General features: G+C 73.5%; 28 protein-coding genes. 16 read left to right on the top strand and 12 right to left on the bottom strand.

The genetic code is table 11. The features are described 5' to 3' along the window. Window positions 1-2: 2 nt before the first annotated feature. The 4 genes from OG767_RS29490 (at window position 3) to OG767_RS29475 (ending at window position 3,534) form a co-directional block, all read left to right on the top strand. Window positions 3-434, top strand: coding sequence for a Fur family transcriptional regulator (locus tag OG767_RS29490; protein WP_405091385.1), 432 nt, complete (start codon window positions 3-5; stop codon window positions 432-434). Continuing rightward, the gene (locus OG767_RS29485; RefSeq protein ID WP_405091384.1) at window positions 431-1,540 is read left to right on the top strand and encodes a YgfZ/GcvT domain-containing protein; all 1,110 of its coding nucleotides are present in this window, start codon (window positions 431-433) and stop codon (window positions 1,538-1,540) included. The genes OG767_RS29490 and OG767_RS29485 overlap by 4 nt, the downstream gene beginning before the upstream one ends. A 112-nt stretch (window positions 1,541-1,652) precedes the next feature. After that, window positions 1,653-2,480 carry a 3-keto-5-aminohexanoate cleavage protein gene (locus tag OG767_RS29480; RefSeq protein ID WP_405091383.1) on the top strand — a complete coding sequence of 276 codons (828 nt, stop codon included), beginning with the start codon at window positions 1,653-1,655 and terminating at the stop codon, window positions 2,478-2,480. Between the two features lie 94 nt (window positions 2,481-2,574). Then, complete coding sequence (locus tag OG767_RS29475; RefSeq protein ID WP_405091382.1) at window positions 2,575-3,534, top strand: asparaginase; 960 nt, start codon at window positions 2,575-2,577, stop codon at window positions 3,532-3,534. An 86-nt stretch (window positions 3,535-3,620) separates the two neighbouring features. Here the strand turns inward: OG767_RS29475 and OG767_RS29470 are convergent, their stop codons facing one another. Beyond that, a complete protein-coding gene (locus OG767_RS29470; RefSeq protein ID WP_405091381.1) occupies window positions 3,621-4,418 on the bottom strand; it encodes an alpha/beta fold hydrolase in 798 nt (265 codons plus the stop codon). Window positions 4,419-4,530: 112 nt separating this feature from the next. Here OG767_RS29470 and OG767_RS29465 point away from each other — a divergent pair, with 112 nt between their 5' ends. From OG767_RS29465 to OG767_RS29445, 5 genes are all read left to right on the top strand, one after another. Beyond that, a complete protein-coding gene (locus OG767_RS29465; protein WP_405091380.1) occupies window positions 4,531-5,187 on the top strand; it encodes a helix-turn-helix domain-containing protein in 657 nt (218 codons plus the stop codon). After that, window positions 5,184-5,888 (top strand): hypothetical protein, encoded by a 705-nt coding sequence (locus OG767_RS29460; protein ID WP_405091379.1) that lies wholly within the window; start codon window positions 5,184-5,186, stop codon window positions 5,886-5,888. The genes OG767_RS29465 and OG767_RS29460 overlap by 4 nt, the downstream gene beginning before the upstream one ends. A 72-nt stretch (window positions 5,889-5,960) precedes the next feature. After that, window positions 5,961-6,275: a DUF2516 family protein gene (locus OG767_RS29455; RefSeq protein ID WP_396773706.1), complete on the top strand. Its 315-nt coding sequence runs from the start codon at window positions 5,961-5,963 to the stop codon at window positions 6,273-6,275. Further along, on the top strand, window positions 6,272-7,159 hold the full coding sequence (locus OG767_RS29450; protein ID WP_405091378.1) for an alpha/beta fold hydrolase: 888 nt from the start codon (window positions 6,272-6,274) through the stop codon (window positions 7,157-7,159). Before OG767_RS29455 ends, OG767_RS29450 begins: the two co-directional genes overlap by 4 nt. An 11-nt stretch (window positions 7,160-7,170) precedes the next feature. Continuing rightward, entirely contained in the window at window positions 7,171-7,908 is a 738-nt protein-coding gene (locus OG767_RS29445; RefSeq protein ID WP_107160463.1) for an alanyl-tRNA editing protein, read from the top strand. Window position 7,909: 1 nt separating this feature from the next. On the opposite strand, the gene OG767_RS29440 is transcribed toward OG767_RS29445, so the two are convergent. Next, entirely contained in the window at window positions 7,910-8,581 is a 672-nt protein-coding gene (locus tag OG767_RS29440; protein WP_405091377.1) for a DNA polymerase beta superfamily protein, read from the bottom strand. A gap of 75 nt (window positions 8,582-8,656) precedes the next feature. Here OG767_RS29440 and OG767_RS29435 point away from each other — a divergent pair, with 75 nt between their 5' ends. Then, window positions 8,657-9,571: an SDR family oxidoreductase gene (locus tag OG767_RS29435; protein WP_405091376.1), complete on the top strand. Its 915-nt coding sequence runs from the start codon at window positions 8,657-8,659 to the stop codon at window positions 9,569-9,571. Here the strand turns inward: OG767_RS29435 and OG767_RS29430 are convergent. Next, on the bottom strand, window positions 9,562-10,590 hold the full coding sequence (locus OG767_RS29430; RefSeq protein WP_405091375.1) for a helix-turn-helix transcriptional regulator: 1,029 nt from the start codon (window positions 10,588-10,590) through the stop codon (window positions 9,562-9,564). The two genes, OG767_RS29435 and OG767_RS29430, sit on opposite strands and share 10 nt — an antisense overlap. 108 nt (window positions 10,591-10,698) lie before the next feature. On the opposite strand from OG767_RS29430, the gene OG767_RS29425 reads away from it, so the two are divergent. Next, on the top strand, window positions 10,699-11,490 hold the full coding sequence (locus tag OG767_RS29425) for an EI24 domain-containing protein (RefSeq protein WP_405091374.1): 792 nt from the start codon (window positions 10,699-10,701) through the stop codon (window positions 11,488-11,490). Between the two features lie 48 nt (window positions 11,491-11,538). Then, complete coding sequence (locus OG767_RS29420; RefSeq protein WP_405091373.1) at window positions 11,539-12,054, top strand: O-acetyl-ADP-ribose deacetylase; 516 nt, start codon at window positions 11,539-11,541, stop codon at window positions 12,052-12,054. A 65-nt stretch (window positions 12,055-12,119) separates the two neighbouring features. On the opposite strand, the gene OG767_RS29415 is transcribed toward OG767_RS29420, so the two are convergent. From OG767_RS29415 to OG767_RS29385, 7 genes are all read right to left on the bottom strand, one after another. After that, on the bottom strand, window positions 12,120-13,025 hold the full coding sequence (locus OG767_RS29415; RefSeq protein WP_405091372.1) for a GNAT family N-acetyltransferase: 906 nt from the start codon (window positions 13,023-13,025) through the stop codon (window positions 12,120-12,122). 93 nt (window positions 13,026-13,118) lie between these two features. Beyond that, complete coding sequence (locus OG767_RS29410) at window positions 13,119-14,126, bottom strand: LacI family DNA-binding transcriptional regulator (protein ID WP_405091371.1); 1,008 nt, start codon at window positions 14,124-14,126, stop codon at window positions 13,119-13,121. Between the two features lie 19 nt (window positions 14,127-14,145). After that, window positions 14,146-15,513 carry a GH1 family beta-glucosidase gene (locus OG767_RS29405; RefSeq protein ID WP_405091370.1) on the bottom strand — a complete coding sequence of 456 codons (1,368 nt, stop codon included), beginning with the start codon at window positions 15,511-15,513 and terminating at the stop codon, window positions 14,146-14,148. After that, entirely contained in the window at window positions 15,510-16,343 is an 834-nt protein-coding gene (locus tag OG767_RS29400; protein WP_107160444.1) for a carbohydrate ABC transporter permease, read from the bottom strand. The genes OG767_RS29405 and OG767_RS29400 overlap by 4 nt, the downstream gene beginning before the upstream one ends. Next, complete coding sequence (locus tag OG767_RS29395) at window positions 16,340-17,329, bottom strand: carbohydrate ABC transporter permease (protein WP_107160442.1); 990 nt, start codon at window positions 17,327-17,329, stop codon at window positions 16,340-16,342. Before OG767_RS29395 ends, OG767_RS29400 begins: the two co-directional genes overlap by 4 nt. Before the next feature lie 68 nt (window positions 17,330-17,397). After that, complete coding sequence (locus tag OG767_RS29390) at window positions 17,398-18,705, bottom strand: extracellular solute-binding protein (protein WP_405091369.1); 1,308 nt, start codon at window positions 18,703-18,705, stop codon at window positions 17,398-17,400. Between the two features lie 178 nt (window positions 18,706-18,883). Continuing rightward, window positions 18,884-19,639, bottom strand: a complete 756-nt coding sequence (locus OG767_RS29385; RefSeq protein ID WP_405091368.1) for a maleylpyruvate isomerase family mycothiol-dependent enzyme — start codon at window positions 19,637-19,639, stop codon at window positions 18,884-18,886. A gap of 127 nt (window positions 19,640-19,766) precedes the next feature. Here OG767_RS29385 and OG767_RS29380 point away from each other — a divergent pair, with 127 nt between their 5' ends. Further along, window positions 19,767-20,807 (top strand): UDP-N-acetylmuramate dehydrogenase, encoded by a 1,041-nt coding sequence (locus tag OG767_RS29380; protein ID WP_405094344.1) that lies wholly within the window; start codon window positions 19,767-19,769, stop codon window positions 20,805-20,807. On the opposite strand, the gene OG767_RS29375 is transcribed toward OG767_RS29380, so the two are convergent. Both OG767_RS29375 and OG767_RS29370 read right to left on the bottom strand, forming a co-directional pair. Further along, window positions 20,791-21,591 carry a class I SAM-dependent methyltransferase gene (locus OG767_RS29375; RefSeq protein WP_405091367.1) on the bottom strand — a complete coding sequence of 267 codons (801 nt, stop codon included), beginning with the start codon at window positions 21,589-21,591 and terminating at the stop codon, window positions 20,791-20,793. The two genes, OG767_RS29380 and OG767_RS29375, sit on opposite strands and share 17 nt — an antisense overlap. A 62-nt stretch (window positions 21,592-21,653) precedes the next feature. Then, a complete protein-coding gene (locus tag OG767_RS29370) occupies window positions 21,654-22,415 on the bottom strand; it encodes an SDR family NAD(P)-dependent oxidoreductase (protein WP_405091366.1) in 762 nt (253 codons plus the stop codon). 171 nt (window positions 22,416-22,586) lie between these two features. Here OG767_RS29370 and mshA point away from each other — a divergent pair, with 171 nt between their 5' ends. From mshA to OG767_RS29355, 3 genes are all read left to right on the top strand, one after another. Continuing rightward, window positions 22,587-23,948, top strand: a complete 1,362-nt coding sequence (mshA, locus tag OG767_RS29365; protein WP_405091365.1) for a D-inositol-3-phosphate glycosyltransferase — start codon at window positions 22,587-22,589, stop codon at window positions 23,946-23,948. 45 nt (window positions 23,949-23,993) lie between these two features. Continuing rightward, on the top strand, window positions 23,994-24,527 hold the full coding sequence (locus OG767_RS29360) for a YbjN domain-containing protein (protein ID WP_357300155.1): 534 nt from the start codon (window positions 23,994-23,996) through the stop codon (window positions 24,525-24,527). Window positions 24,528-24,715: 188 nt separating this feature from the next. Beyond that, window positions 24,716-25,537 (top strand): hypothetical protein, encoded by an 822-nt coding sequence (locus OG767_RS29355; protein ID WP_405094343.1) that lies wholly within the window; start codon window positions 24,716-24,718, stop codon window positions 25,535-25,537. Window positions 25,538-25,738 lie beyond the last annotated feature (201 nt).

Genomic DNA, 25,738 nt, shown 5'->3' with positions numbered 1-25,738 from the left:
GGGTGTCGGAATCCTCCCTGGCGGAACTGCTCCGCTCGCGCGGGCTGCGGCTCACGGCGCAGCGGCAGCTCGTCCTCCGGGCCGTCCTGGATCTGGGGCACGCCACCCCGGAGCAGGTGCACACGGCGGTCCGCGAGGTGGCGGCCGGGGTCAACATCACCACCATCTACCGCACGCTGGAGCTGCTGGAACGGCTCGGCCTGGTGACCCACACCCACCTGTCGCACGGCTCGCCGACCTACCACGCGGCCGGCGAGCACGAACACGTGCACCTGGTGTGCCGGGAGTGCGGGGCGATCGACGAGATCTCCCCGGAGATGCTCGGGCCGCTCGCCGACCAGCTCGCCGGGCAGCGCGGATTTCAGGTCGACATCGGGCACGTGGCGCTCTTCGGGGTCTGCGGCCGGTGCGCACAGGACGGGGAACGCAAATGATCGACATCGCGGGCGCGGTGGCCGCCGACGCCATCGACGAGGAGACCCGGGACCAGCCCGGGCCGGCCCACCGGGCGGCCGGCGTCGCGCCGGTGGCCGCGCACTACGGCGACCCGATGCGCGAACAGCGCGTCCTCGCCACCGGCGTCGGCCTGGTCGACCGCTCGCACCGGGGCGTCGTCGCGGTGCCCGGCGAGGAGCGGATCGGCTGGCTGCACACGCTGACCAGCCAGCACCTGGCCGCGCTGGCGCCCGGGCAGGGCACCGAGCTGCTGGTGCTCTCCCCGAACGGGCACGTCGAGCAGCACGCGCTGGTCGTCGAGGACGGCGAGACCACCTGGCTGGACACCGAGCCGGGGATGACCGGCGGGCTTTTGTCGTACCTGGAGAAGATGCGCTTCTTCAGCAAGGTCGACCCGCGCGACGCGACCGCCGACCATGCGGTGCTCTCGCTGGTCGGGCCGGAGGCGGTCGACGCGCTCGGCACGCTCGGCGTCACCGGCCTGGCCGCACCCGACCTGGTCGGGGTGCCGGGTCCGAAGTTCCGTTCCGGCGAGCTGCCCGCGCGGCCCTCCGTGGTGTACGACGTCAGGCCGCTGCCGTCCGGCGGCTGGGCCCGGCGGGTGGCGCTCGGCGTCGACCTGCTGGTGCCGCGTCCGGCCATGGCCGACGTGGTGACCGCGCTGCGCGACGCGGGCGTGCCGGTGGCCGGGCTGTGGGCGTACGAGGCGATCCGGGTGGCCGCCCGGCGGGTCCGGGTCGGGGTGGACACCGACCACCGCACCATCCCCGCCGAGGTGGATCTGATCGCCCCGGCCGTGCACCTGGACAAGGGCTGTTACCGGGGGCAGGAGACGGTGGCCCGGGTGCACAACCTGGGCAAGCCGCCGCGCCGGCTCGCGCTGCTGCACCTGGACGGCGTGACCACCGACCAGCCGCCGTCCGCCGGTACGCCGGTCACGCTTGACGGCCGGACGGTCGGCTTCGTCGGGACCGCCGTGCACCACTACGAGCTGGGGCAGATCGCGCTCGCCGTGCTCAAGCGCAACACCCCCGACGACGCCCGCCTGATGGTGGGCGACACCGCCGCCGCCGTCGACGTGTAAGGAAGGGCCCCCTATTAACGCCTCCGGTAGAGAAAGGTTCCCTTCTTGACGCCGCTCGCGCCGGAAATCCTGCGGTCGACCCGGTGCCGGGGGCCGGTCTAGGATCCGGGGCATGACGACAGGGACGTTGATCACGGTTGCCCCCACCGGTGCGGAGTCGGCCAAGGCGGAGGTGCCGGCGCTGCCGGTGACGCTCGACGAGCTGCTGCTGACCGCCAAGGAGTGCGAGGCGCTCGGCGCGGCCGTGATCCACGTCCACATCCGGGACGACGAGGCGCGGCCCACGCTCGACCAGGGCAGGCTGCGGGACACCGTGTCGGCGCTGCGGGAGAGCACCGACCTGATCGTGCAGCTCTCCTCCGGCGGCGCGGTGACCGACCCGGAGGCGCACCGGCTCGCGGTGCTCGACGCCGGGCCGGACATGGCCTCCTGCACCATGGGCACGGTCAACTTCGGTGACGACGTGTTCCTCAACCGCTGGGAGTTCATCGTCGACCTGCACACCCGGATGCAGGAGCGGGGCGTCGTCCCCGAGTACGAGATCTTCGACCTGGGCCACCTCACCGCGTTGCAGCGGCTGCTCGGCAAGTACGGCCTGCCGCACGGCGGGCACGTCCACGTCGACTTCGTGATGGGCGTGCCGGGCGGCATGCCGGGCACCACCGCCACCCTCGTCGCCGCCCAGCAGATGCTGCGCGACCTGCCCGAGGGCACCACGTTCGCGGCCACCGGCATCGGCCGCAGCACCATCCCGGTGATGCTGTCCTCGCTCGCCACCGGCGGTCACCTGCGGGTCGGGATGGAGGACACGGTCACCTACGCGAAGGGCCGCCCGGTGGAGTCCAACATGCAGCTCGTCGCGCGGGCGGTCGGCTTCGCCCAGCTCGCGCAGCGCCCGCCGCTGACCACCGCCGAGGCCCGCGCGCTGCTCGGCGTGTAAGCGGCGCACAAACACCCGGACCTGTACGCGCGCGGCCGACGTCCCAGGTCACCCCGCTGCCGGCTGTGATCGTCCCGTCGGTACCGTCCATCTTGTGGGAAAGACGTACGAGGGTGGCGTGCCGCTCGCCGAGGTGGTCCGGTCCGGGTTCGTGGAGGGCGTCCACCGTGGTTCCGTGGTGGTGCTGGACGCCGCCGGCTCGCCGGTCGCCGGCGCCGGCGACGTCGGCTCGCCGATCTTCCCCCGGTCGTCGAACAAGCCGATGCAGGCGATCGGCATGCTCCGGGCCGGGCTCGCGCTGACCGACCCGGCGGACGTGGCGCTTGTCGCCGCGAGCCACGCCGGTGAGGAGTTCCACGTCGAACGCGTCACCGCGCTGCTGCGGGGCGCCGGCCTGACCCCGGAGGCGCTGCACTGCCCGCCGGACCTGCCGTTCGGTGAGGCCGCCCGGGAGGCGGTGCTGCGGGCCGGTGGCGGCCCGTCCCGGGTGCTGATGAACTGCTCCGGCAAGCACGCCGGCATGCTGTTGACCTGCCGGGCCGCCGGCTGGCCGCAGGATGGGTACTGGCGGCCGGAGCACCCGCTCCAGCAGCGGCTGACCGCCACCGTGGAGGAGTTCACCGGGGAGCGGGCGGCGACGATCGGGGTGGACGGCTGCGGCGCACCCGTGCACGCCGTGTCGGTGACCGGGCTGGCGCGCGCCTTCCTGCGTCTGGTCACCGCCGAGCCGGGCACCGTGGAGCGGACCGTGGCGGACGCCATGCGCGCGTACCCGGAGCTGGTCGGCGGCACCCAGGCCGACGACACCCGGCTGATGCGTGGCGTACCCGGTCTGCTCGCCAAGATCGGCGCGGAGGGGGTGATCGCGGCGGCGGTCCCGGGTGTCGGCGCGGTCGCCCTCAAGATCGACGACGGCGCCGCCCGCCCGAGGATGCCGGTCCTGACCTCCGCCCTGACCCGCCTGGGCCTGACCGCCCCCATCCTCACCGAGTACGCCGAGGTGCCCCTGCTGGGCGGCGGCCTCCCGGTAGGCGCCGTCCGCCCCCTCTGGTGACCCCGCTGATCTTGCACTTGCGGCCCCTGTCCCGCCCGTTGTGCCCGGTTTGCCGGGGCAGCAAGTGCAAGATCAACGAGGGGTGGTCAGGGGAGGAAGGTGCGGAGGGCGGTGTTGACCTCGGTGGGGTGCTCCAGGGGGAACAGGTGGGCGGCGTTCGGGATGTCGGGGAGGCGTACGCCGTGGGGGGCCTCGGCGGCGATGCGGTCGGCCAGGCGGCGGATGTCGGGGATGTCGTCGGCGCCGGCCGCGGCCAGCACCGGCATCCGCAGCTCGCCCAGGCGGTCGACGGCCGGCGGGTCCAGCTCGCCCACCTCGATCGCGCTGAGCGCCTGCTCGGCGGCGAGTGCCCGGCGGTCCATCTCCTCGGCGAACCGGATCAACTCGGGGTCGACGTCGGCCGGCTGCCGGCTCGGGCCGACCACCCAGAACCGCACCTCGCCGGCGGCGGTGGCCCCGAAGTCCTCCGGGTCCACATCTCCGACCAGGTTCTCCCAGAGCTGTTCGGTCTCCTCGGACCACTCGTGGCCGGAGAGCGGGGCGCCGAACAGCGCCAGCGCGCTCACCCGATCCGGGTGGGCCAGCGCGGTGTCCACCGCGACCCGGCCGCCGAACGAGCAGCCCACCAGCGCGGCCCGCTCGACGCCCAACGCGTCGAGCAGCCCGACCACGTCGTCGTGGTGGGCGAACGGCTCGGGCGGCAGCTCCGACTCGCCGTAGCCGCGCAGGTCCGGGACGATCACCCGGTGCCGGGCGGCGAGCGCCGGCACCTGGTCGCGCCACATCCGCCGGTCCGCGATGCCGGCGTGGAGCAGCACCACGGCGCTGCCGCTGCCCGCTTCGTCGTAGGCGAGCGTCGCACCGTTGATCTCGATCTTCGTCACGGCGGAACGGTACGGAGGCGGACACCGAACCCGCAACCGACTTCGGGTGACGTCGCTAACTCTGGCTAGCACTTTGCTTGCAGCAGCTAGCAGCGCGCGCTAGCGTTGAGTCATGGCCACCAGCAAGGACCTTCCCGATGTCGGCGGGTTCATTCGCGACCTGCGGCGCAACGCGAAGATCTCACTGCGTCAGCTCGCCGAGCAGGCCGGCGTCAGCAACCCGTACCTGAGCCAGATCGAGCGCGGGCTGCGCAAGCCGAGCGCCGAGGTGCTCCAGCAGCTCGCCAGCGCGCTACGCGTCTCCACCCCGGCCATGTACCTGCGAGCCGGACTGCTGGACGACAAGGAGGGGCAGGGCGTGCTCGCGGCCATCGCGGTCGACGCCGAGCTGACCATGGCCCAGAAGCAGTCGCTCACCCAGATCTACGAGACGTTCCGCCGGGAGAACGCGCGCCTGGCCGAGGCGACCGGCACGGCCGGACCGGTGGAGCCCACCGAGCCGACGGCTGCCACGCCCGGGCCGGCGGAGGCTGCGGAGGTCGCCGAGCCCGCCGAGCCGGCTGCCGCGCCCGAGGCCCCGGCCACCGTCGCGCCGGCCGCGACCGGCCCCGTGACACCCGACGGCACCCCGACCGAGGCCGTCCTCGAATCGGTAGCCGTCACCGAGGCGGGCCCCGCGCCCGCGCCGGCCACCGCCGCCCGTGAACGCACGACCGCCCGCCGGGCGGCCCGGAAGGCCGCCGGTGCGGCCGAAGAGGAGCAGTCATGACCCAGCCGAAGACCAACCGCATCCCCGCCCCCTTCTACGCCGCCGCCGGCGCCGGTGAGCTGGCCCTGGAGCAGCTCCGTAAGCTGCCCACCGTGGTCAGCGGCCTGGGCACGCGGGTCGTGGCCGACCTCGGCGGCAAGGCCGTCGGCACCGGCTACGAGCTGCGCCAGAAGGCCACCGAGACGCTGAAGACGGCCAACCTGACCGCCACCGGGCTGCGCTCCACCGACCTCGACCAGCTCCGCGAGGCCGCTCAGCTGGACAAGCTCCGCGAGGCCGCCCAGTTGGACAAGCTCCGCGAGGCCGCCACCCGCAACGCCGCGGCCGTGGTGGCCGGCGCGTACGCCGCGCAGGAGCGCGCCCTGGCCGCGTACGCCGAGCTGGTCGCCCGGGGCGAGCGGGTCGTCGGCGCCGGCGTGCTGGAGGCCGCCGACACGGTGAACGCCGACATCGAGGCGACCGCCGAGACTGCCCCGGCCGCCGTGTCGACCCTGGCCCCGAAGACCGGGGCGACCGAGGCCCCGAAGACCGAGGTACCGAGCCCGGCCGAGGTCGCCGAGGCGATGGCCGCCAAGCCGGCCGCCGTGAAGCGGACCCGGGCCACCAAGGCGACCGCCACCCGGGCCGCCGCCGGCAAGCCGGCCACCCCGTCGGCGAAGCTGCCGAAGGCCACGAAGCGGACCCGCCCCGCCGCCGAGTGACCCGACTCTCCACCGAGACCCCGGACAGCGTCCTGTCGGACGTTTCCGGGGTCTCGGCATAAGCTTGCCGACATGGCCTACGCCGCGCCGATCTTCGCGTTCGAAGTCCGCAATGTGATTCAGCTGATCCTGCTCGTCTTCGCCCTGGTCATCCAGGGTGTGGCCCTGGTGCATGCGATCACCCAGCGCGGCGACGGCTTCGCCGCGCTCGGCACGCTGCCCAAGGGCGGCTGGGTCGCCATCCTGGCGGTCTGCCTGCTGCTGACGCTGCTGGGCTTCGGCCCGATCAGCCTCTTCGGACTGGTCGGCATCGCGGCCGGCCTCATCTACCTGCTCGACGTGCGACCCGGCCTACGGGACCTGCACGACGGCCGAGGGTCCTGGTGAGAGGTTTTCGCTGGCCCCCGCCGCCGGACGGCGGCCCCCGCACCTGGGGTCCCGGCCCCGGCGGGCCACGGACCGGCCGGCCCGCGCTGCCCGAGCCGGACACCGAACTTGTCGACACCCCGCACGGGGTGAGCCTGGAACGCCTGGTCACCGGCGTCGGCGATCCGGTCACCGTGTTCGCGCACGGGTTGGGCAACGGCATCGCCACCACCCGGCCGTTCGGCAGCGGCGTCACCGGCCGGCGGGTCTTCTTCCAGTTCCGCGGGCACGGCCGGTCCGACTCCCCACCCGGGCCGTGGACCTACCTCGACCTCGCCCGTGACCTGCGGGCCGTCGCCGACCTGGGCGGAGCCACCCGGGCGTTCGGCGCCAGCCTCGGCGCGGGCGCGCTGTGCCGGCTGCTCGCCGAGAGCCCGGAACGCTTCGAGAAACTCGTCTTCTTCCTCCCCGCGGTGCTGGACGCGCCGCGCGGCGAGGTGGCGCGGGCCCGCCTCACCGGCCTGCTCGACGCGGTGGCCGACGGCGACGCGCACGCGCTCGCCGAGGTGGTGTCGCTGGAGCTGCCACCGTCGGTCCGCAACACCCCGGCCGGCTGGGCCTACCTGCGGCAACGGCTCGACCAACTGCTGCGCGACGGGCTCGCGCCCGGCCTGGCCAGCCTGCCCGGCCAGGCCCCGCTGGACGACGCCGGCGCGCTCGCCGCGGTCACCGCCCCGGCGCTGGTGATCGGCTGCGTCGACGACGACCTGCACCCGGTCGCCGTCGCCGAGCAGCTCGCCGCCGCGCTGCCGACCGCCACCCTGCACGTGTACGACCGGCCCGGCGTCCTCTGGACCGAACGCGCCGACGTACGGGAGCGCGTCTCGTCGTTCCTCAACGGGTAACGTCGGGCGGCATGGGCGTCACACACCACGGCCGTACGCACCGCCTCGACCTCGCCGACCCCACGCTGCGCGAGTGGACGTGCCGGGTGCTGGCGGCCGACCCCGAGCAGGGCATCGTGCTGGACCGGTCGGCGTTCTACCCGGGCGGCGGGGGCCAGCCACCGGACCACGGGGTGCTGCTCTGGCAGGGCGTACAGACCCGGATCGTGGGCACCCGCAAGGGCGACGACCTGTGGCTGATCCCCGCCGAGGGTGATCCGGTGCCGCCGGTCGGCGTCGACGTCACCGGCGCGGTGGAGGACGCCCGCCGGACCATGCTGATGCGGACCCACTCCGGGCTGCACGTGCTCTGCGGCGTGGTGTTCCGGGACTTCGGCGCGCTGGTCACCGGCGGCAACATGGAACCGGGCGAGGCCCGGATGGACTTCAACCTCCCCGAGGTGCCATCGGACTTCAAGACCCGCATCGAGGAGCTGGTCAACGCCGAGGTGGCCGCCGACCGTTCGGTCGCGGTCCGGGTGCTCCCCCGCGCCGACGCGTTGGCGCTGCCGGACATCATCCGGACCCAGTCCAACCTGATCCCGCCGGACGAGCAGGAGGTGCGGATCGTCGACATCGTCGGGCTGGACGTGCAGGCCGACGGCGGCACGCACGTCGCCTCCACCGCCCAGATCGGCAAGGTCCAGGTGGTCAAGGTGGAGAGCAAGGGCCGGGCCAACCGCCGGGTCCGGGTCCGCCTGGCGGACTGAGTCAGTGCGGTAGGTGGGCCGCCCGGACGTCGAGCAGCCACCGCTCCACCGGCTCCTCGTCCGGGCGCTCCGGCAGCGGCGTGCGGATCCGGGCGAAGTCCGCCTCGGCGCTCGCCACCAGCGCCTGCGCCTCGGCCAGCGCGCCACCGGCCACCCGCTCGCCGAACGCCCGGAACCACTCCGGGTCGGCCAGCCGGATCTCCAGCACGCCGGTGGCGTAGAGGACCCGGCCCTGGTGCAGAAGCCGGGCCAGGTGCCGGGCGTGCTTGGCCGACCGTCGCCGGCCGCCCACGTCCGCCGGCGCGGTGGTCAGCCTCCGGAACTGCTGGGCGGCGTAGCCGAGATAGGCGTCCCGGACCCGGGGCGCGCTGAGGAACGCCGCCCGGATGCCGATCAGTCGATCGCCGAACCCGGTCCGGGTCTCGTAGCAGTCGTCCGGCAGCCACATCAGCTCGGTGGCGGTCGGGTTGCCGCTCAGCGCCAGCAGCGCGTACTTCCGGGCCTCGTGCAGCGTGACGTCCGGCTCGGTGGTGACCACCGACTCCCGGGGCGGACGCAGGCCGTGGAACGCCACCGTCGGCGCCGCGAAGACGCCGAGCCGGTCCGTGTCCGAGCCGGGGCCGGCCAACCCGTACGCGACCGAGCCGACGATGCCGGAGAGCAGCAGGTGCATGCCGTCATGATCGCCGATCCACAGTCGTCGGGAAACCGGACTTCGGCTGTCAGGTATCGGTGACACGGTGAACCCATGAACTCACCACTGACCGGAAAGGTCGCGCTCGTCGCGGGCGCGACCCGGGGCGCCGGCCGGCAGATCGCCGTCCAGCTCGGCGCCGCCGGAGCCACCGTCTACGCCACCGGCCGCACCACCCGGGACCGCCGCTCGGAGATGGACCGGCCGGAGACCATCGAGGAGACCGCCGAGCTGGTCACCGCCGCCGGCGGCACCGGCATCGCGGTCGCCGTCGACCACCTCGACCCGGAACAGGTACGCCGCCTGGTCGAGCGGATCGACGCCGAGCAGGGCCGGCTCGACGTGCTGGTCAACGACATCTGGGGCGCGGACCCGCTGATCACCTGGGAGAAGCCGGTCTGGGAGCAGCCGCTCGACGCCGGCTTCCGGACGCTGCGGCTGGCCGTCGACACCCACATCATCACCAGCCACTTCGCGCTGCCGCTGCTGATCCGCAACCCGGGCGGGCTGGTCGTCGAGATCGGCGACGGCACGAAGGCGTACAACGACACGGCGTACCGCCTCTCGGTCTTCTACGACCTGGCCAAGGTGTCGGTGAACCGGCTCGGCTTCACCCAGGCGCACGAACTGGCCCCGCACGGCGGCACCGCCGTCGCGCTCACGCCCGGCTGGCTGCGCTCCGAGGCGATGCTGGAGCACTTCGGCGTCACTGCTGCCAACTGGCGCGACGGCGCGAAGACCGACAGGCACTTCGTCATGTCCGAGACGCCGGCCTTCGTGGGGCGGGCCGTGGTCGCGCTGGCCGCCGACCCGGACCGGCACCGCTGGAACGGGCAGTCGCTGGACAGCGGCGGGCTGGCCCAGGTGTACGGCTTCACCGACCTCGACGGCACCCGCCCACACTGGGCCCGCTACCACGACGAGGTGGTCGCGCCGGGCAAGCCGGCCGACGACACCGGCTACCGCTGACCGGCGTCCCCGGACGGTCCGTCTCCGGGCGGCCCGGCGTCCGGCGGCGGGTCCGCGTACAGCGCCGCCGCGCGGCGGGCCGCCTCGGCGAACCGGGCCCGCAGCTCCGGCGGCGCCAGCACCTCCACCTCGGGGCCGAGCGCCAGCAGTTGGGTGTACGCCACGTCGACCGACTCGACGGGCAGCCGGAGCACCAGCCGGCCCTGCCCGTCGGGCCGGCCGGCCGCGGCGACCGCCTCCTCGTACACGAACGGCGCGTCCACCAGGTGCCGCAGCACCCGCAGACCGGCCGGCCCGAGCCGCACGGTGACCCGGTCCCGCAGCAGGTCGCGCAGGAACGCCCCGGCCTGCTCCCGCCAGTACGCGCCGAGGTCGAAGCGTTCGTCCCGGTCGAAGCGTTCCGGGCCCACCTCGACGTCGACCACCCGGTCCACCCGGTACGTCCGCCACCCGTCGCCGACGCGGCCGACGAGATACCAGACGCCGTTCTTCAGCACCAGCCCGTACGGCGCCAGCGTGCGGGTCACCTCCCGGTCACCGCGCCGGTAGCGCAGCTCGACGGTCCGGTCCCGCCAGACCGCCCCGGCCAGCTCGGCCAGCCGGGGCGGCGGCGCGCTCTCCCGGAACCAGCCGGGTACGTCCAGGTGGAACCGCTGACCGGTACGCGCGGGCGCGTCCCGCAGGCTCGGCGGCAGCGCGGCCAGCACCTTCAACTCGGCGGCGGCCACCGCGTCGGCCAGTCCCATGTCGCCGGCCGGCCCGGGCAGCCCGGCCAGGAACAACGCCTCGGCCTCGTCGCGGCTCAACCCGGTCAGCCGGGTCCGGTAGCCGCCGAGCAGCCGGTAGCCGCCGGCCCGGCCCCGGTCGGCGTAGACCGGCACCCCGGCGGCGGAGAGCGCCAGCACGTCCCGGTAGACGGTGCGCTCCGAGACCTCCAGCTCGCGGGCCAGCTCGGCCGCCGTCATCGTCTCCCGGGACTGGAGCAGCAGCACCAACGAGATCAGCCGCGACGCACGCACCCACCCATTGTGTAAGGAGGGGCCCCCTCTTAACGCATAGGGATTGGAGGGGGCCCCTCCTTACACCTCACCCGGGCGGGGTGTGTGAGCCCACTAGGCTGTGCCGTCGTGAACGCCTCCCGTACCGTCGCGCCCGTCACCGGCGCGGCGACCCGCTTCCTCGGCGGCGCCGGCCTGCTGCTGCGTGGCTTCGGCATGTACGTCCGCAGCCCGAAACTGATGCTGCTCGGCGTGGTGCCGGCGCTCATCTCCGGCGTGCTCTACCTGGCCCTCTTCGCCACCCTGCTCTACTTCGTGGACGACCTGGCCGCCTGGCTCACCCCGTTCGCCGACGACTGGTCGTCGACCGCGCGCGGGCTGCTGCGGGTCGCCGCCGGGCTGGCCGTCGTCGGGGTGGCCGCACTGGTCGGGGTGCTCACGTTCACCGCGGTCACGCTGGCCGTCGGCGACCCGTTCTACGAGGCCATCTCCGAGCGGGTCGAGGACCGCCTCGGCGGCACCCCGGGCATGGTGGAGGTGCCGTTCTGGGCCTCGATGCGGCGCAGCATCGCCGACTCGTTGCGCCTGGTGGCCATCTCCGCGCTGGTCGGCGTACCCCTGTTCGTGGCCGGTTTCATCCCGTTGGTGGGGCAGACGGTGGTGCCGGTGGTCGGCGCCCTGGTCGGCGGCTGGTTCCTGGCGCTGGAGCTGGTCGGCGCGCCGTTCCAGCGGCGCGGGATGCGGCTGCCGGACCGGCGGTCGACGCTCCGGGCGGACCGGCCGACCGCGCTGGGCTTCGGGGTGGCGGTCTTCCTGTGTTTCCTGATCCCGCTCGGCGCGGTGCTGGTCATGCCGGCCGCCGTCGCCGGGGCCGCTCTGCTGACCCGCCGGTCGCTCGGCCAGCACGTCGAGGAGCGCTGACACCATGGACGAGGAGCGCTGACACCATGGACGAGGAGCGCTGACACCATGGACACGGTGCTGATCCAGGGCGACATCACCGCCCAGCAGGTCGACGCGATCGTCAACGCGGCGAACTCGTCGCTGCTCGGCGGCGGGGGCGTGGACGGCGCGATCCACGCCCGGGGCGGGCCGGCGATCCTGGCCGAGTGCCGGGCACTGCGCGCCTCCCGCTACGGGCGAGGGTTGCCGACCGGGCAGGCGGTCGCCACCACCGCCGGCGACCTGCCGGCGCGCTGGGTGGTGCACACCGTCGGGCCGGTCTTCTCGCCGCGCGAGGACCGCTCGGCGTTGCTGCGCGACTGCTACGCCAACAGCCTGCGCGTCGCCGACGAACTGGGCGCGCTGACCGTCGCGTTCCCGCTGATCTCCGCCGGGATCTACGGCTGGCCGGTCGAGGACGCGGTCGCGCAGGCACTGACCGTGCTGCACGCGGCCGACCCGGCGCACCTGGTCGAGGCCCGGCTGGTGCTGTTCGGCGCCGACGCGTACGCGACCGCGGTGCGGGTCGCCGCCGGGCGCTGAGCTGAGCGTGCGCCGGCACGACGCTGAGCGCGTGCGCCGGCACGGCCACCGGGTTGCCGGGCGGTTCAGGTGAGCGTGCGCCGGCACGACCACTGGCTGTCGACCGGCCGGTAGCCGAGCGCCGCGTTGATGGCCAGCATCGGCGCGTTCGCCTCGTCGTTGGAGGTGTACGCGGTCCGCACCCCGCGCGCGGCGGCGGCGTGCAGCGCGGCCTGCTTGGTCAGCCGGGCCAACCCCCGACCCCGGTACGCGGGCAGCGTGCCGGTGAAGTCCGACCACATCCGGTCGCCGTCGCGTTTCACCAGGCTCACCGCGACCAGTTCGCCGTCGATCTCGGCGACGGTGCTGGCCTCCCGGTCCAGCCCGAGGTTCTCCCAGCACTCGTGGAGCCAGAGGTCGTAGCCGAGCGCGTCCGTCGGCACGTCACCCGGTTCGTCGCGGGCCGACTCGGAGTCCACCCGGTGGACCCGGCGCGGGTCGAGCCCGGCGGTCGGCAGCAGCCGTACGCCCGGCGGCGGCTCCGGCGCCGGTGGGGCCGGGTCGAGGTCGAGCGCGGAGTAGCGCAGTTCCCGGCTGGGCGTGAAGCCGTGCCGCTGCGCGAACGGGAGCGACTCGGCGCGGGCGTGGGTGAGGACCCGGGTCGACCTTAGCGTCCGCAGATGGTCGAGCGCGGTGTCGAGCAGCGCGGTGCCGGTGCCCCGGCCGCGATGGCCCGGGTGGACGTGCAGCGTGGAGATCTCACCGACCCCGGGCGTCGAGGTCTGCGTGTTGCGGTACGCCGACGTCCAACCGACCACCTGCCCGTCCGCCTCGGCGACCCAGGCCGCCCAGTCCTCGCCGGGCGGCGGCTGGCCGATCATCCGGCGGGTCGACTCGACACCGCGTACCAGGTAGGGGAAGACCAGCGCGCGCAGCGCCACCACGGCGGGCGCGTCGTCGACGCGGGCGGGCCGGATCAGGGCTTCACTCATCCGGGCGACGCTAGCCACCCCACGTCGACGCCGCGAGCGGTTTGTTAAGCGGGGCCCCCTGCTATGCAGAATGCGTTAACAGGGGGCCCCGCCTTACGCGGAGTCGCGGAGGATGAGCTCCGTGGGGAGCATCAGCGCCTGCTCGACGTGCTCGCCGGCGGCGATGCGCAGGAGTTGCCGGGTCATCGCCCGGCCCAGCTCCACTATCGGCTGCCGCACGGTGGTCAGCGGCGGCTCGGTGTAGGCGGCCGTCTCGATGTCGTCGAACCCGATCACCGCGACGTCCTCGGGCACCCGCCGCCCGGCCTCGCGCAGGGCCCGCAGGGCGGCGTGCGCCATCAGGTCGGAGGCGGCGAACACCGCGTCCAGCTCCGGGTCGGCGGCGAGCAGTTCGCGCATCGCGGCGGTGCCGGACTCCCGGGTGAAGTCGCCGTACGCGACCAGCTCCGGCAGCCCGGCGGCGGTGAGCGCGGTGCGGTAGCCGATCAGCCGCTCGATGCCGGCGACCATGTCCTGCGGGCCGGCGATGGTGGCGATCCGCCGCCGGCCGGTCGCGATCAGGTGCTCCACCGCCCGGGTCACCCCGCCGGTGTGGTCCACGTCGACGTACGGCACGTCGGCGCCGCCGAGTGGCCGGCCGCTGCACACCACCGGGATGCCGAGCCGGGCGAGCCGGCCGGGCAGCGGGTCCTCGCCGTGCAGCGAGGCGAAGAGCACGCCGTCGACGTGCCGCCCGGTGGTGTACCGCTCGACCCGCTCGTGCCCGGCCGGCGAGCCGGCCAGCATCAGCACGAGCTGCTTGTCGGCCGCCTCCAGCTCCTGGGCGGCGCCCCGGATGATGCCGGGGAAGACCTGGTCGTCGGAGAAGACCCGGGTGGCCGCCTCGGGCATGACCAGCGCGACCGAGTCGGTGCGCTGGGTGACCAGGCTGCGGGCGGCGAGGTTCGGGACGTACCCGAGTTCCTCGACCGCCCGGCGGACCGCCTGTTGGATCGACTCGGCGACCGTGGTCGAGCCGTTGACCACCCGGGAGACCGTGGCCCGGGAGACGCCGGCCCGCCGGGCCACCGCCTCCAGGGTCGGCCGTTGTGCCGTCGTCATCCCCGTTACCACCACCTCGTCACAGCCCGTTCCGGGCGATCACCTCCTGGTACCAGCGGGCGCTCTGCTTGGGTGTGCGCCGCTGGGTCAGGTAGTCGACGTGGACGATCCCGAACCGCTTCCGGTAACCCTCGGCCCATTCGAAGTTGTCCAGCAACGACCATACGAGATAGCCGCGCAGGTCGACCCCGCGGGCGATGGCCCGGTGCGCGGCGCGGAGGTGTCCGTCGAGGTACGCGGTCCGGTCGGCGTCGGCCACCCGGCCCGAGGAGTCCCGGGTGGCGTCCGGGAACGCGCCGCCGTTCTCGGTGATCATCAGCGGCAGCCCGGGGTGGTCGGCGGCCACCCGTTCCAGCAGCCGGGTGAGCCCGGCCGGCTCGATGGCCCAGCCCATGTCGGTGAGCGGCCCGGCCGCCGGCAGGAACTCGACCGCGCCTTCGGTGCCCGGGTACGCGCTGCCGCCCGCGCCGTCCGCCCGCCCGGCGACGTAGGTGGGCGAGTAGTAGTTGAGGCCGAGCAGGTCCAGCGGCGCGGCGATGATCTTCTCGTCGCCGTCCCGCACGAAGTCGGTCGCCACGATCCGGCTGACGTGTGCCAGCACGTCCTCCGGGTAGCCGGCGCCGGTCAGCGGGTCCAGGAAGATCCGGTTGTGCAGCCCGTCGACGAGCCGTACCGCCTCGGCGTCGGCGGCGCTGGCGGCGTCGGCCGGTTGCACGTCGGCCAGGTTGAGCGTGATCCCGAGCGTCTCCGCGCCGGCCGCGCGCAGCGCCCGCGCGGCCAGGCCGTGGCCGAGCAGCAGATGGTGTACGGCCCGGAACGCGTCCCCGGCGTCCTGCCGGCCCGGCGCGTGCACCCCGTTGCCGTAGCCGAGGTACGCCGAGCACCACGGCTCGTTGAGCGTGGTCCAGGTGCGGACCCGGTCACCGAGGCAGCGGTGCACCGCGACCGCGTAGTCGGCGAAGTGCTCGGCGGTCTCCCGGACGGTCCAGCCGCCCCGGTCCTCCAGCGACTGCGGCAGGTCCCAGTGGTAGAGCGTGACGATCGGGTCGATGCCCCGCGCCAGCAGCGTGTCGGTGAGCCGGTCGTAGAAGTCCAGCCCGCGTGGCTCGACCGGGCCGGTGCCGTCCGGCTGGATCCGGGGCCAGGCCACCGAGAACCGGTACGCGCGCAGCCCCAGCTCGGCCATCAACGCGACGTCCTCGGCGTACCGGTGGTAGTGGTCGCAGGCGACGTCGCCGGTGTGGCCGGAGTGCACCGCGCCCGGCGTACGGCTGAAGGTGTCCCAGACCGACGGGCCACGGCCGTCCTCGCGGGCGGCGCCCTCGATCTGGTACGCGGCGGTGGCCGCGCCCCAGACGAAGCCCTCGGGAAATCGGAGATCCGTCATGCCTTGACCGCACCTTCCATGATCCCGCCGATGATCTGGCGGCCGAACAGGACGAAGACCAGCAGCAGCGGCAACGTGGCGATGGCCGTGCCGGTGAACACCTGCGACATGTCCTGGTAGTAACCGTCGGAGAGGGCCCGCAGCGACAGTTGCACGGTGGGGTTCTCCGGGTCGTTGAGCACCGCGTACGGCCACAGGAAGTCGTTCCAGGTGGTCATGAACGTGAGCAGGCCGAGCACGGCGGCGGCCGGGCGCAGCGCGGGCAGCACCACGTTCCAGTAGATCCGGGCGGTGTTGCAGCCGTCCATCCGGGCCGCCTCGATCAGCTCGGTGCTGACCGCCTGGCCGGCGTACTGCCGCATCATGAACACGCCGAAGCCGGTGACCAGCGCCGGCACGATCACGGCGGGCAGCCGGTCGTTCCAGTTCAGTTTCGTCATCAGCAGGTAGAGCGGGATCACGCCGAGCTGGGTGGGCACCATCATGGTGGCGACGATGACCAGCAGCAGCGCGTTGCGTCCGCGGAAGCGCAGTTTGGCGAACGCGAACCCGGCCAGCGTGGCGAAGAAGACCACCGAGACGGTCACCGTGACGGCCACGATCGTCGAGTTGATCAGGCCGGTGAGGAAGTACGCGTCGGTGTTGTCGAACAGCCGGGCGATGTTGGCGCCCAGGTTGCCGCCGGGGGTGAGCGGCGGCGGGACCTGGCCCATGGCGTCGCTGGTGCGGCTGGCCACCACGAACATCCAGTAGATCGGGAAGATCGACAGCAGGGCCGACAGCCCCAGGGCCAGGTAGGTGAGCCGGCTGGCCGACCAGACGCGGGTCATCGGGAGACCTCCTTGCGGGAGCCGCCGCCGAGCCGGCGCAGGAGCAGGACGTTGATCGCCGCGACCACCGCGATCAGCGCGAAGAGCAGCCAGGCGATGGCGGAGCCGTAACCGAAGTTGTAGTGCGGCGCGAACGCGTTCTCGAACATGTACATGGTCACGGTCTGCGACTCGCGCAGTGGCCCGCCACGGATCGCGTTGGTGCCGGAGTTGAACATCCGCGGCTCGGTGAAGAGTTGCAGGCCGCCGATGGTGGAGATGATGACCGCGAAGATGATGGTGGGCTTGAGCAGCGGCACGGTGATGGACCAGAACTGCCGGGCCCGGCCGGCGCCGTCGATCGACGCCGACTCGTACAGGTCGCGCGGGATGGCCTGCATGGCGGCCAGGAAGATCAGCGCGTTGTAGCCGGTCCACCGCCAGTCGACCATGGTGGAGATGGCGACCCAGGCGGCGAACCTGTTCGCCTTCCAGTCGATCGCGCTCACGCCGACGTGGTCGAGCAGCCAGTTGATCATGCCGAACTCGCGGCCGAACAGCACCGCGAACACGATCGCCACCGCGGCGGTCGAGGTCACGTTCGGGACCAGCACCGCCATCCGCCAGGTGGTGCGGGCCCGGAGCTGGCGGTTGAGCAGGTTGGCCAGCCAGAGTGCGGCCAGCAGCTGCGGGACCGTGGAGATGACGAAGATGCCCAGCGTGTTGACCACGGAGTGCCAGAAGTCCGGGTCGGCGAGGAGCTGGCTGTAGTTGTCGAGGCCGATGAACGGGTGCTCCGCGCCGAGCAGGTCCCAGTCGTGCAGCGAGACCCAGAACGTGTACGCCAGCGGGTACGCCCCGAAGACGCCGAAGAGCAGGAAGAACGGGGCGATGTACAGGTACGGCGAGTATTTCGTGTCGAACCGGCTGAGCCGGGCGCCCCGGACGGGACGGCTGTGCCGGGGGGCCGGTGCGACCGGCGGGCGGGCGTCGAGCTGGACTGCCATGACCCGGAACTCCTTTCCGCCGTGCGGGCGGCACCCGTCGCCGGGACCGCCCGCACGCGCTGCTCGGGTTACTTGGCGGCGGCCTTCTCGGCGTTGGTGACGGCGTCGGTCCAGCCCTGCTGCGGGGAGCGCTTGCCCAGCTCCACGGTGCGCACGGCGTTCTCCACCTCGGTGCGGACGGCCTGGTTCTTCGGGCCCATGTAGACCGGCTTCAGGTTCTTGGCGCCCTCGGCGAAGATCTTGCCGACCGGGGCCTCGGAGAAGTAGGCGTTCTTCGAGTCGACGATCGCCGGGTCGGCCAGCGCCTGCGGGGACGAGGGCAGCGGGCCCTTGAGCTTGAACGCGCCGATCTGACCCTTGGCGCTGGTCAGGAACTTGGCCAGCTCGATCGCCTCGGCCTGGTGCTTGCTCTGCTTCGGCACGGCGAGGAAGGAGCCGCCCCAGTTGCCGCCGTTACCGGGGATCTGGGCGATGTCCCACTTGCCCTTGGCGGCCGGGCCGGCGTTGCCCTCGATCACGCCGGTCATCCACGCCGGGCAGGCGATGGTGGCGAACTTCGACTGCTTGAACGCGGAGACCCACTCCTCGGACCAGGAGCCGTACTTGCCGGAGAGGCCGGAGTCGATGATGTCCATGGTGGTGTCGTACGCCTGCCGTACCGCCGGGTTGCTGCCCACGACGAGGTTGTTGCTGGTGTCGTAGTAGCTGTAGCCGGTGGTGTTGCCGGCGGTCTGGAGCAGGATGGTGTTGAACGTGTTCGTCGCGGCGTCCAGGAACGCGGCGCCGGTCTTCTTCGCGGTGAACTGCTCGCCGACCTTGACGTAGTCCTGCCAGGTGGGCCACAGCTTGGACACGGCCTCCCGATCGGTGGGCAGGCCGGCCTTGGCGAACAGGTCCTTGCGATAGCACATGGCCATGCCGCCGACGTCGGTGCCGAGGCCGATGAGCTGCTTGCCGTCGGCGGTGAGCCCCTGGTTCCACTTCCAGTCGAGGAAGTTGCCCTTCAGGTCGGCCGCGCCGTGGTCGAGCAGGTTCACGAAGTTCTGCGGGTTGGCCTTGTATTCGACGAGCAGCCCCTCCTCGATGGCGACCACGTCGCCGGCGCCCTTGCCGGCGGCGAGCCACTGGGTGAGCTTCGGGGAGTATTCGTCGAGGTTGCTGCCGGTGCCCCGTTCGACGATCTTCACGTCGGGGTGGCTGGCCATGTACTCCTGGTAGAGGTCCGCGTAGCCGAGCTGGCCGAAGGTGTCGACGGTGAGCGTGACCGGGCCGTCGGAGGCGGCCTCGTCGCCGCCGCCGCAGCCGGTGGTGCCGAGCAGTGCGGTGGCGGCGACGAGGGCCACCGCCGCCAGTCGACGGCGCGTGAAGGTGAGCATGCTGTCCTGACCTCTCGGGGTCGTAACTGGTGGTGGAGGGCGGTTCCGGTACTCAGAGAGCGCTCTCACGAGAGCGTGGTCGATGCCCTCGATCCTGTCAAGAGAGCGCTCTCTTACTGCCCGAAAAAAGCGGAGAGGAGCCGTTCCCGCCCCTCTCCGCCCGGTATCGCAGCCTCGGTCAGCCCGCCCGCAGCCCCTCCAGCAGGGTGCGGTCACCGGCCACGCCCAGCGTGTCGAAGCTGATCCGGCCCATCAGCGCCAGCAGCAGATCACTTGCCGTGCCGGTCACCTGCGCCCGCGCCCGGTGGTCGTCGTGGTCCAGGATCGTCGCGGTGTCCAGCAGCGCGACCCCCTCACCCCGCAACCGCAGGTACCACTCCTGCGCGGCGTCGGTGGCGGTCAACTGGACCACCCCGTGCCACTGGCCGGACCGCACCCGCCGGCCCGCCGGCAGCCAGGTGTCCAGCACCTCGCTCACGCCGTCGGACGCGAGCTTGGCCTCGATCGGGTCACCCGCGCCGATGGCGAGCTGGGCGTCCCAGCGGTGCACGGCCGTCTCGTGCGCCACCCGGCGCGGCCAGAAACCGGCCTTCTTCGGCTGGGGCGCGAAGTTCCACGCCGGCGCCTCCGGGTCCAGCCCCTCCAGGAGCGCGGTCAGCCGCTCGTACTCCTGGGCGTACCACTGGGCCGGGGTGAGACCGGCCGGCGGCTCCACCTCGTGCCGCTCCGGACGGGCGGTGCCACCGGCGGTCAGCACCGTGCCCACCCAGAGGTAGGCGCGGCTCAGGTGATGGGCGAGATCGGTGACCGTCCAGCCGGGACAGGACAGCACGGGTGTCTCGGGAGGCGCCTCCGCCACCGCCGTGGCGAACGCGGGCCCCTCCGTCCGCAACGCGCCGATCCAGAAGTCCTTCGTGTGGTGCAGTCTGCTCATCGCCATCCTCCCGGGGGTGACCGGGCCACCAGTGGGTGCCACGGCTACCCCTCAGCCTAGGGTGAAAGGCGTGCCAGACGTCTACGCCGAACCGACGACCGCCGCCGGGCCGACCGATCCGGCCAGCCTGGCGCGCTACACCACGCTGCGGCTCGGCGGCCCGGCCGGGCGGCTGGAGATCGCCGGCGACGCCGCCGATCTGGTGGCGAAGGTGCGCGCGGCGGAGGCCCGCGACCAGGCCGTCCTGGTGCTGGCCGGCGGCAGCAACGTGGTGATCGGCGACCAGGGCTTCCCCGGCACCGTCGTGCTCGTCCGCTCCCGGGGCCTCACGGTCGTCGCCGAGCACGGCGACACCGTCACGGTACGCGTGGCCGCCGGCGAGCCGTGGGACGAGCTGGTCGCGGCCACCGTCGAGCGCGGCTGGGCCGGCCTGGAGTGCCTCTCCGGCATCCCCGGCTCGACCGGCGCGACGCCGATCCAGAACGTCGGCGCGTACGGCCAGGAGGTCGCCGACACGATCGTCGCGGTCGAGGCGTACGACCGCGCGCACCGCGAGGTGGTCCACATCCCGGCGGCCGACTGCGGGTTCGCCTACCGGGGCAGCATCTTCAAGTACAGCGACCGCTGGGTGGTGCTCTCGGTCGACTTCCGGCTCACCCGCTCGCCGCTGTCCGCCCCGATCCGCTACGCCGAGCTGGCCCGCGCGCTCGGCGTCGAGGTGGGGGACCGGGCGCCACTGGCCGACACCCGGGCCACCGTGCGTCGACTGCGCGCCGGCAAGGGCATGGTGCTCGACGCGGCCGACCCGGACACCTGGTCGGTCGGCTCGTTCTTCACCAACCCGGTGCTCGACCGCGAGGCGTACGAGCTGCTCCGGGCGCGCGCGGCCGACCTGGGCGTGGGTGAGCCGCCGGCCTGGCCGGGCGCCGGTGACGTGGTGAAGATCAGCGCGGCCTGGTTGATCGAGCAGGCCGGCTTCGGCAAGGGGTACGCCGGCCCGGAGGGCGTCGCCATCTCCACCAAGCACACGCTGGCGCTCACCAACCGGTCCGGCACCGCCAGCACCGCCGCGCTGGTGGCGCTGGCCCGGGAGATCCGCGACGGCGTGCACGCCCACTTCGGCGTCCCCCTCCACCCCGAGCCCGTCCTGATCAACTGCACCATCTGACCCCGTCGGTGGGGGCGATGGCGGGCCAGGGGAGGGTCAGGTAGCCGTGGCGCCAGGCTCGGGGGCGGTCCTGGACCGGCCAGCCGGCCTCCTTCAGGGCGGCCACGGTGCGCAGCCAGCGCTGGCGGGGGCCGAACGGGGCGTAGCCGGCGGCCGAGCGCCAGGCGTGCTCCAGCGCGCCGAACAGCTCGTGCACGCGCTCACCCGGCACGTTGCGGTGGATCAGCGCCTTCGGCAGCCGCTCGGCGAGCGACGCCGGGCTCTCCAGCGTGGTCAGCTTCGCGGCCAGCGTGAGCGTGCGCGGGCCGGTGGCGTCCAACAGCACCCAGGCGCCGAGCCGGCCCAGCTCGTCGCAGGTCCCCTCGACCAGCAGCCCGCCCGGCGCGAGCTGCCCGGTGATCGTGCGCCAGGCGTCGGCGACCTCGCTCTCGTCGTACTGGCGCAGCACGTTGCACGCCCGGACCAGGGCGGGGCGCAACCCGGCCAGCTCGAAGCCGCCCCGGGCGAACGTCAGCCCGGGCGGGTCCGCGGCCGGCTGCGCGGCGGCCACGCGTACCGGATCGATCTCCAGCCCGACCACCCGCACGTCCGCGCGGACGCCGGTCGCGAGCCGGGCCCGCAGCTCGACCGGGGTGACCGGGGTGGCGCCGTAGCCGAGGTCCACCACGAGCGGGTCGGCGGCGGCGCGGAGCGCGTCGCCGCAGGCCCCGACGATCCAGTTGTCCACCCGCCGGAGCCGGTTCGGGTTCGTCGTGCCCCGGGTGACGACGCCCAGGGGCTTCATCAGCGCCTCCCCGGTTCGCGACTGCGGGGCTCGCAGACCCGGCTCACTCCTCGCGCTTCACGCTAGACCCGGTGCACCTTGTGCTGCGCGGCCTGGGCCAGCGGGCGGACCACGAGCCGGTCGACGTTGACGTGGTGCGGGCGGGTGGCACACCAGGCGACGCAGTCGGCCACGTCGTCGGCGACAAGCGGCTCGGCCACCCCGGCGTAGACCGCCTCGGCGCGCTCCGCGTCACCGTCGAACCGCACCAGGCCGAACTCCTCGGTCCGCACCATGCCCGGGTCGATCTCGACCACCCGGACCGGCCGGCCGCACAACTCCAGGCGGAGCGTGCCGGCGATCGCGGTCTGCGCGTGCTTGGCCGCCGTGTAGCCACCACCGCCCTCGTAGACGACGTGCCCGGCGGTCGAGCTGACGATCACCACGGTGCCGGCGCCGGAGCGTTCCAGCGCGGGCAGCAGCGCCTTGGTGACCCGCAGCGTGCCGAGCACGTTGACGTCGTACATCCACTGCCAGTCACCGATGTCGGCGGTCTCGACCGGGTCCAGGCCGCGCGCGCCGCCGGCGTTGTTCACCAGCAGCGTGACCGGCCCGGGCGCGGCGTCCGCGGCGGCGGCCAGGCCGGCGACGGATTCGTCCGAGGTCACGTCGCACGCCACCGCGGTGGCCGTGCCGCCGGCCGCCTCGATCTCGGCGACCAGCGCGGCCAGCCGGTCGGTACGCCGCGCCGCGGCCAGCACGTGGAAACCCTCGGCGGCCAGTCGGCGGGCGGTGGCCGCGCCGATCCCGCTGGACGCTCCGGTGACGATGGCGACTGAGGTCATCCGGTCATTCTCTCCCGCCGTCGCGGCCCGCGACGTGATGAGGTCCGTCACGCCCGGGAACCCGCGACAGGCATTTCCGAACCCCGATGGGGAAGATGACACCCGGCGTACGGGTTGACCGAGAGGCGCCGGTCGTGCGGGACGGCATCAACCGTGACAGAGGGAGCGGACGTGGCGGATGTGCACACCGGTGTCGGTCGTCAGCGAGGTGCCCTGCCGTGGCCCCGGCCGCGTCGCATCGCCACCCTGTCGGTGCACACCTCGCCGTTGCACCAGCCCGGCACGGGCGACGCGGGCGGCATGAACGTCTACATCCTGGAGGTCGCCCGGCGGCTGGCCGAGGCCGACGTCGAGGTGGAGATCTTCACCCGGGCCACCGCCGGTGACCTGCCCCCGGTGGTCGAGATGGCGCCCGGGGTGACCGTCCGGCACGTCACCGCCGGGCCGTTGGAAGGGCTGACCAAGGAGGAGTTGCCCGGGCAGCTCTGCGCGTTCACCGCCGGCGTGCTGCGTGCCGAGGCGGCCCGCCCGCCCGGCCACTACGACCTGATCCACTCGCACTACTGGCTCTCCGGCCAGGTCGGCTGGCTGGCCAAGGAGCGCTGGGGCGTCCCGCTGGTGCACACCGCGCACACCCTGGCCAAGGTCAAGAACGCCCGGCTGGCGGCCGGGGACCGGCCGGAGCCGAAGGCCCGGGTGATCGGTGAGGAGCAGGTGGTCGCCGAGGCGGACCGGCTCATCGCCAACACCCGGGTGGAGGCCCGCGACCTGCTCGACAGGTACGCCGCCGACCCCGACCGGGTGGCCGTGGTGGAGCCCGGCGTGGACCTGGACCGGTTCCGCCCGGCCGCCGGTGACCGGGAGGCCGCGACCCGGGCCGCTCGCCGCCGGCTCGGCCTGCCGGTCGACGGGTACGTGGTCGCGTTCGTCGGCCGCATCCAGCCGCTCAAGGCCCCGGACGTGCTGGTCCGCGCCGTCGCCGCGCTGCGCGAACGGGATCCGGCACTCGCCGACGAGCTGACGGTGGTGATCTGCGGCGGCCCCAGCGGCAGCGGGCTGGACCGGCCCACCGCGCTGATCGAGTTGGCCCACTCGCTCGGCGTGGCCGACCGGGTCCGCTTCCTCCCGCCCCGGACCGGCGACGACCTGCCCGCGCTCTACCGCGCCGCCGACCTGGTCGCGGTGCCGTCGCACAACGAGTCGTTCGGGCTGGTCGCGCTGGAGGCGCAGGCCTGCGGCACGCCGGTACTGGCCGCCGCCGTGGGCGGGCTGGTCACCGCGGTACGCGACGGCGTCAGCGGGATGCTGATCGACGGGCACGACCCGGTCGACTGGGCCGACGCCCTGGCCCGCCTGCTGCCCGAGCGGAGGCGTCGCGCCGTGCTGGCCCGGGGCGCCGAGCGGCACGCCCGCGACTTCTCCTGGCACCGGACCGTCGCCGGGCTGCTCGCGGTCTACGGGGAGGCGATCACCGAGCACCGGGCCCGGCTGGCCGGCCGGCTCGGCGACCCGGCGCTGAGCTGCTCCTGGTGACCGCCCGTCGGGCGAGGAGGCCCGGCCGACCGTAGAGTGGACGCGATGAGCCGTACGAGTGAGGTCGCCGCGCTGATCGAGGCCGTCTGCGCGGAGCGCGAGCTGGAGTGGGAGTCCACCGGCGAGGCGTCGTACGCGGTGACCCTGCCGGGCACGCACAAGCTCAAGACGATCTGCAACCTGATCGTCGGCGAGCACGCGTTGCGGATCGAGGCGTTCGTGATGCGCCAGCCCGACGAGCGCCGCGAGGAGCTGTGGGCCTGGCTGTTGCAGCGCAACGCGCGGATGTACGGTGTCTCGTTCTCCATCGACGCGGTCGGCGACGTCTACCTGACCGGCCGGGTCAACCTGGCCGGGCTCGACGCCGACGAGCTGGACCGCCTGTTCGGCTCCGTGCTGACCTATGCCGACGAGTCGTTCGACAGCATGCTGGAGATCGGCTTCGGGACCGCCATCCGCCGGGAGTGGGAGTGGCGGGTGAAGCGCGGCGAGTCGACCGCCAACCTGGCCGCGTTCGCCCACCTCTTCGAGCCGTCGACCCCGGCCGGCCCGGCCGCCGGAGGTTCAGGGCCCGCCTGACGGGTATGCCGCCTCGCGCGGTGCGGAGCATCGGGACCCGCCGCGCGCCGAGGACGGACTGTCGAGGAGCGTGTCCCATGGCTCAGCGCAACAGCTCAGGTCGCGGCACGACCGCGACCCGGACCAAGCGGCACACCGGTAACCGGACGCCGAACACCCCGAAGGTGTCGGAGTCCGAGATCTCCCGGATGAAGGTCGACGACATCCGGGGCCAGCTCCGCCGGCGCGGGGTCTCCGGGACCTCCACGCTGCGCAAGCCGGAGCTGGTGAGGACGCTCGCGCGCACCATGCGCGCGGAGGGGCGCGGCGGCGCGGCCCGGCGGAGCACCGGCCCGGCCGGTCGGCCGGCGGCGGCGAAGAAGACCACCGCCGCGAAGAAGACCGCCGCCCGGAAGACCACGCCGGCCCGCCGGACGGCCACCTCCGCGGCCAAGGCCGCGCCGGCCACCCGGGCCACCGGCGCCCGGGCCAAGGCGACGGGTACGCGCAAGGCGGCCCCCGTCCGCGCGAAGGCGACCCCGTCCCGCGCGAAGGCGGCTCCCGTCCGCGCGAAGGCGACACCGGCGCGAACCGGGGCAGTGCCCTCCCGGGCGAAGGCGGCGCCGACACGGAAGTCGGCTCCGGCACGGGCGCAGGCCGCGCCGACGCGCGGGCCGGCGTCCAGTCGGTCGATCGGATCGTCCCAGCTCATCACGTCTCTCGCGGACCGCCCGGAGCGCCCGGGGCGCAGCCTGGTGACCCGCAACCACGAGGTGATCCAGCGCTGGGCGCGGGCCCGGGGCGCGAAACCGGCCACCATCGCCGGCACCGAGCGGGGCGACCGGCCCGGCGTGTTGACGTTCAACCTGCCGGGTTACCGGGAGAGCAGCCGGCTCCGGGAGATCACCTGGGACGCCTGGTTCCGGACGTTCGACTCACGGCGGCTCAATCTGATCTACCAGGAGCAGCTGCGGGACGGCCGGCAGAGCAACTTCTTCCGTACCGAGAACCCGAATCGCGAGGACGGCTGAGGTTTACGGGAATGGCCGGCGGGAATCCGCGTGTTGGCCACCCCGGGAGGCCGCAGCAGGGAAGCCGGATTCCCGACACGGGTGCTGTGACGGGTAAGACAGCGATCCGGGTTGAATCCGGAATCCGGGCGAACTAACTTTATTGCACCGCGTCCCGCTTGTTTTCGTTCGGGGGAGCGGCGGATCGATCAGATCCGCGCA

The organism is Micromonospora sp. NBC_01392 (assembly GCF_045040125.1).
GTDB lineage: Bacteria > Actinomycetota > Actinomycetes > Mycobacteriales > Micromonosporaceae > Micromonospora.
The sequence above is the reverse complement of the archived record's forward strand: the minus strand, read 5'-3'. Positions and strand labels throughout refer to the sequence as shown.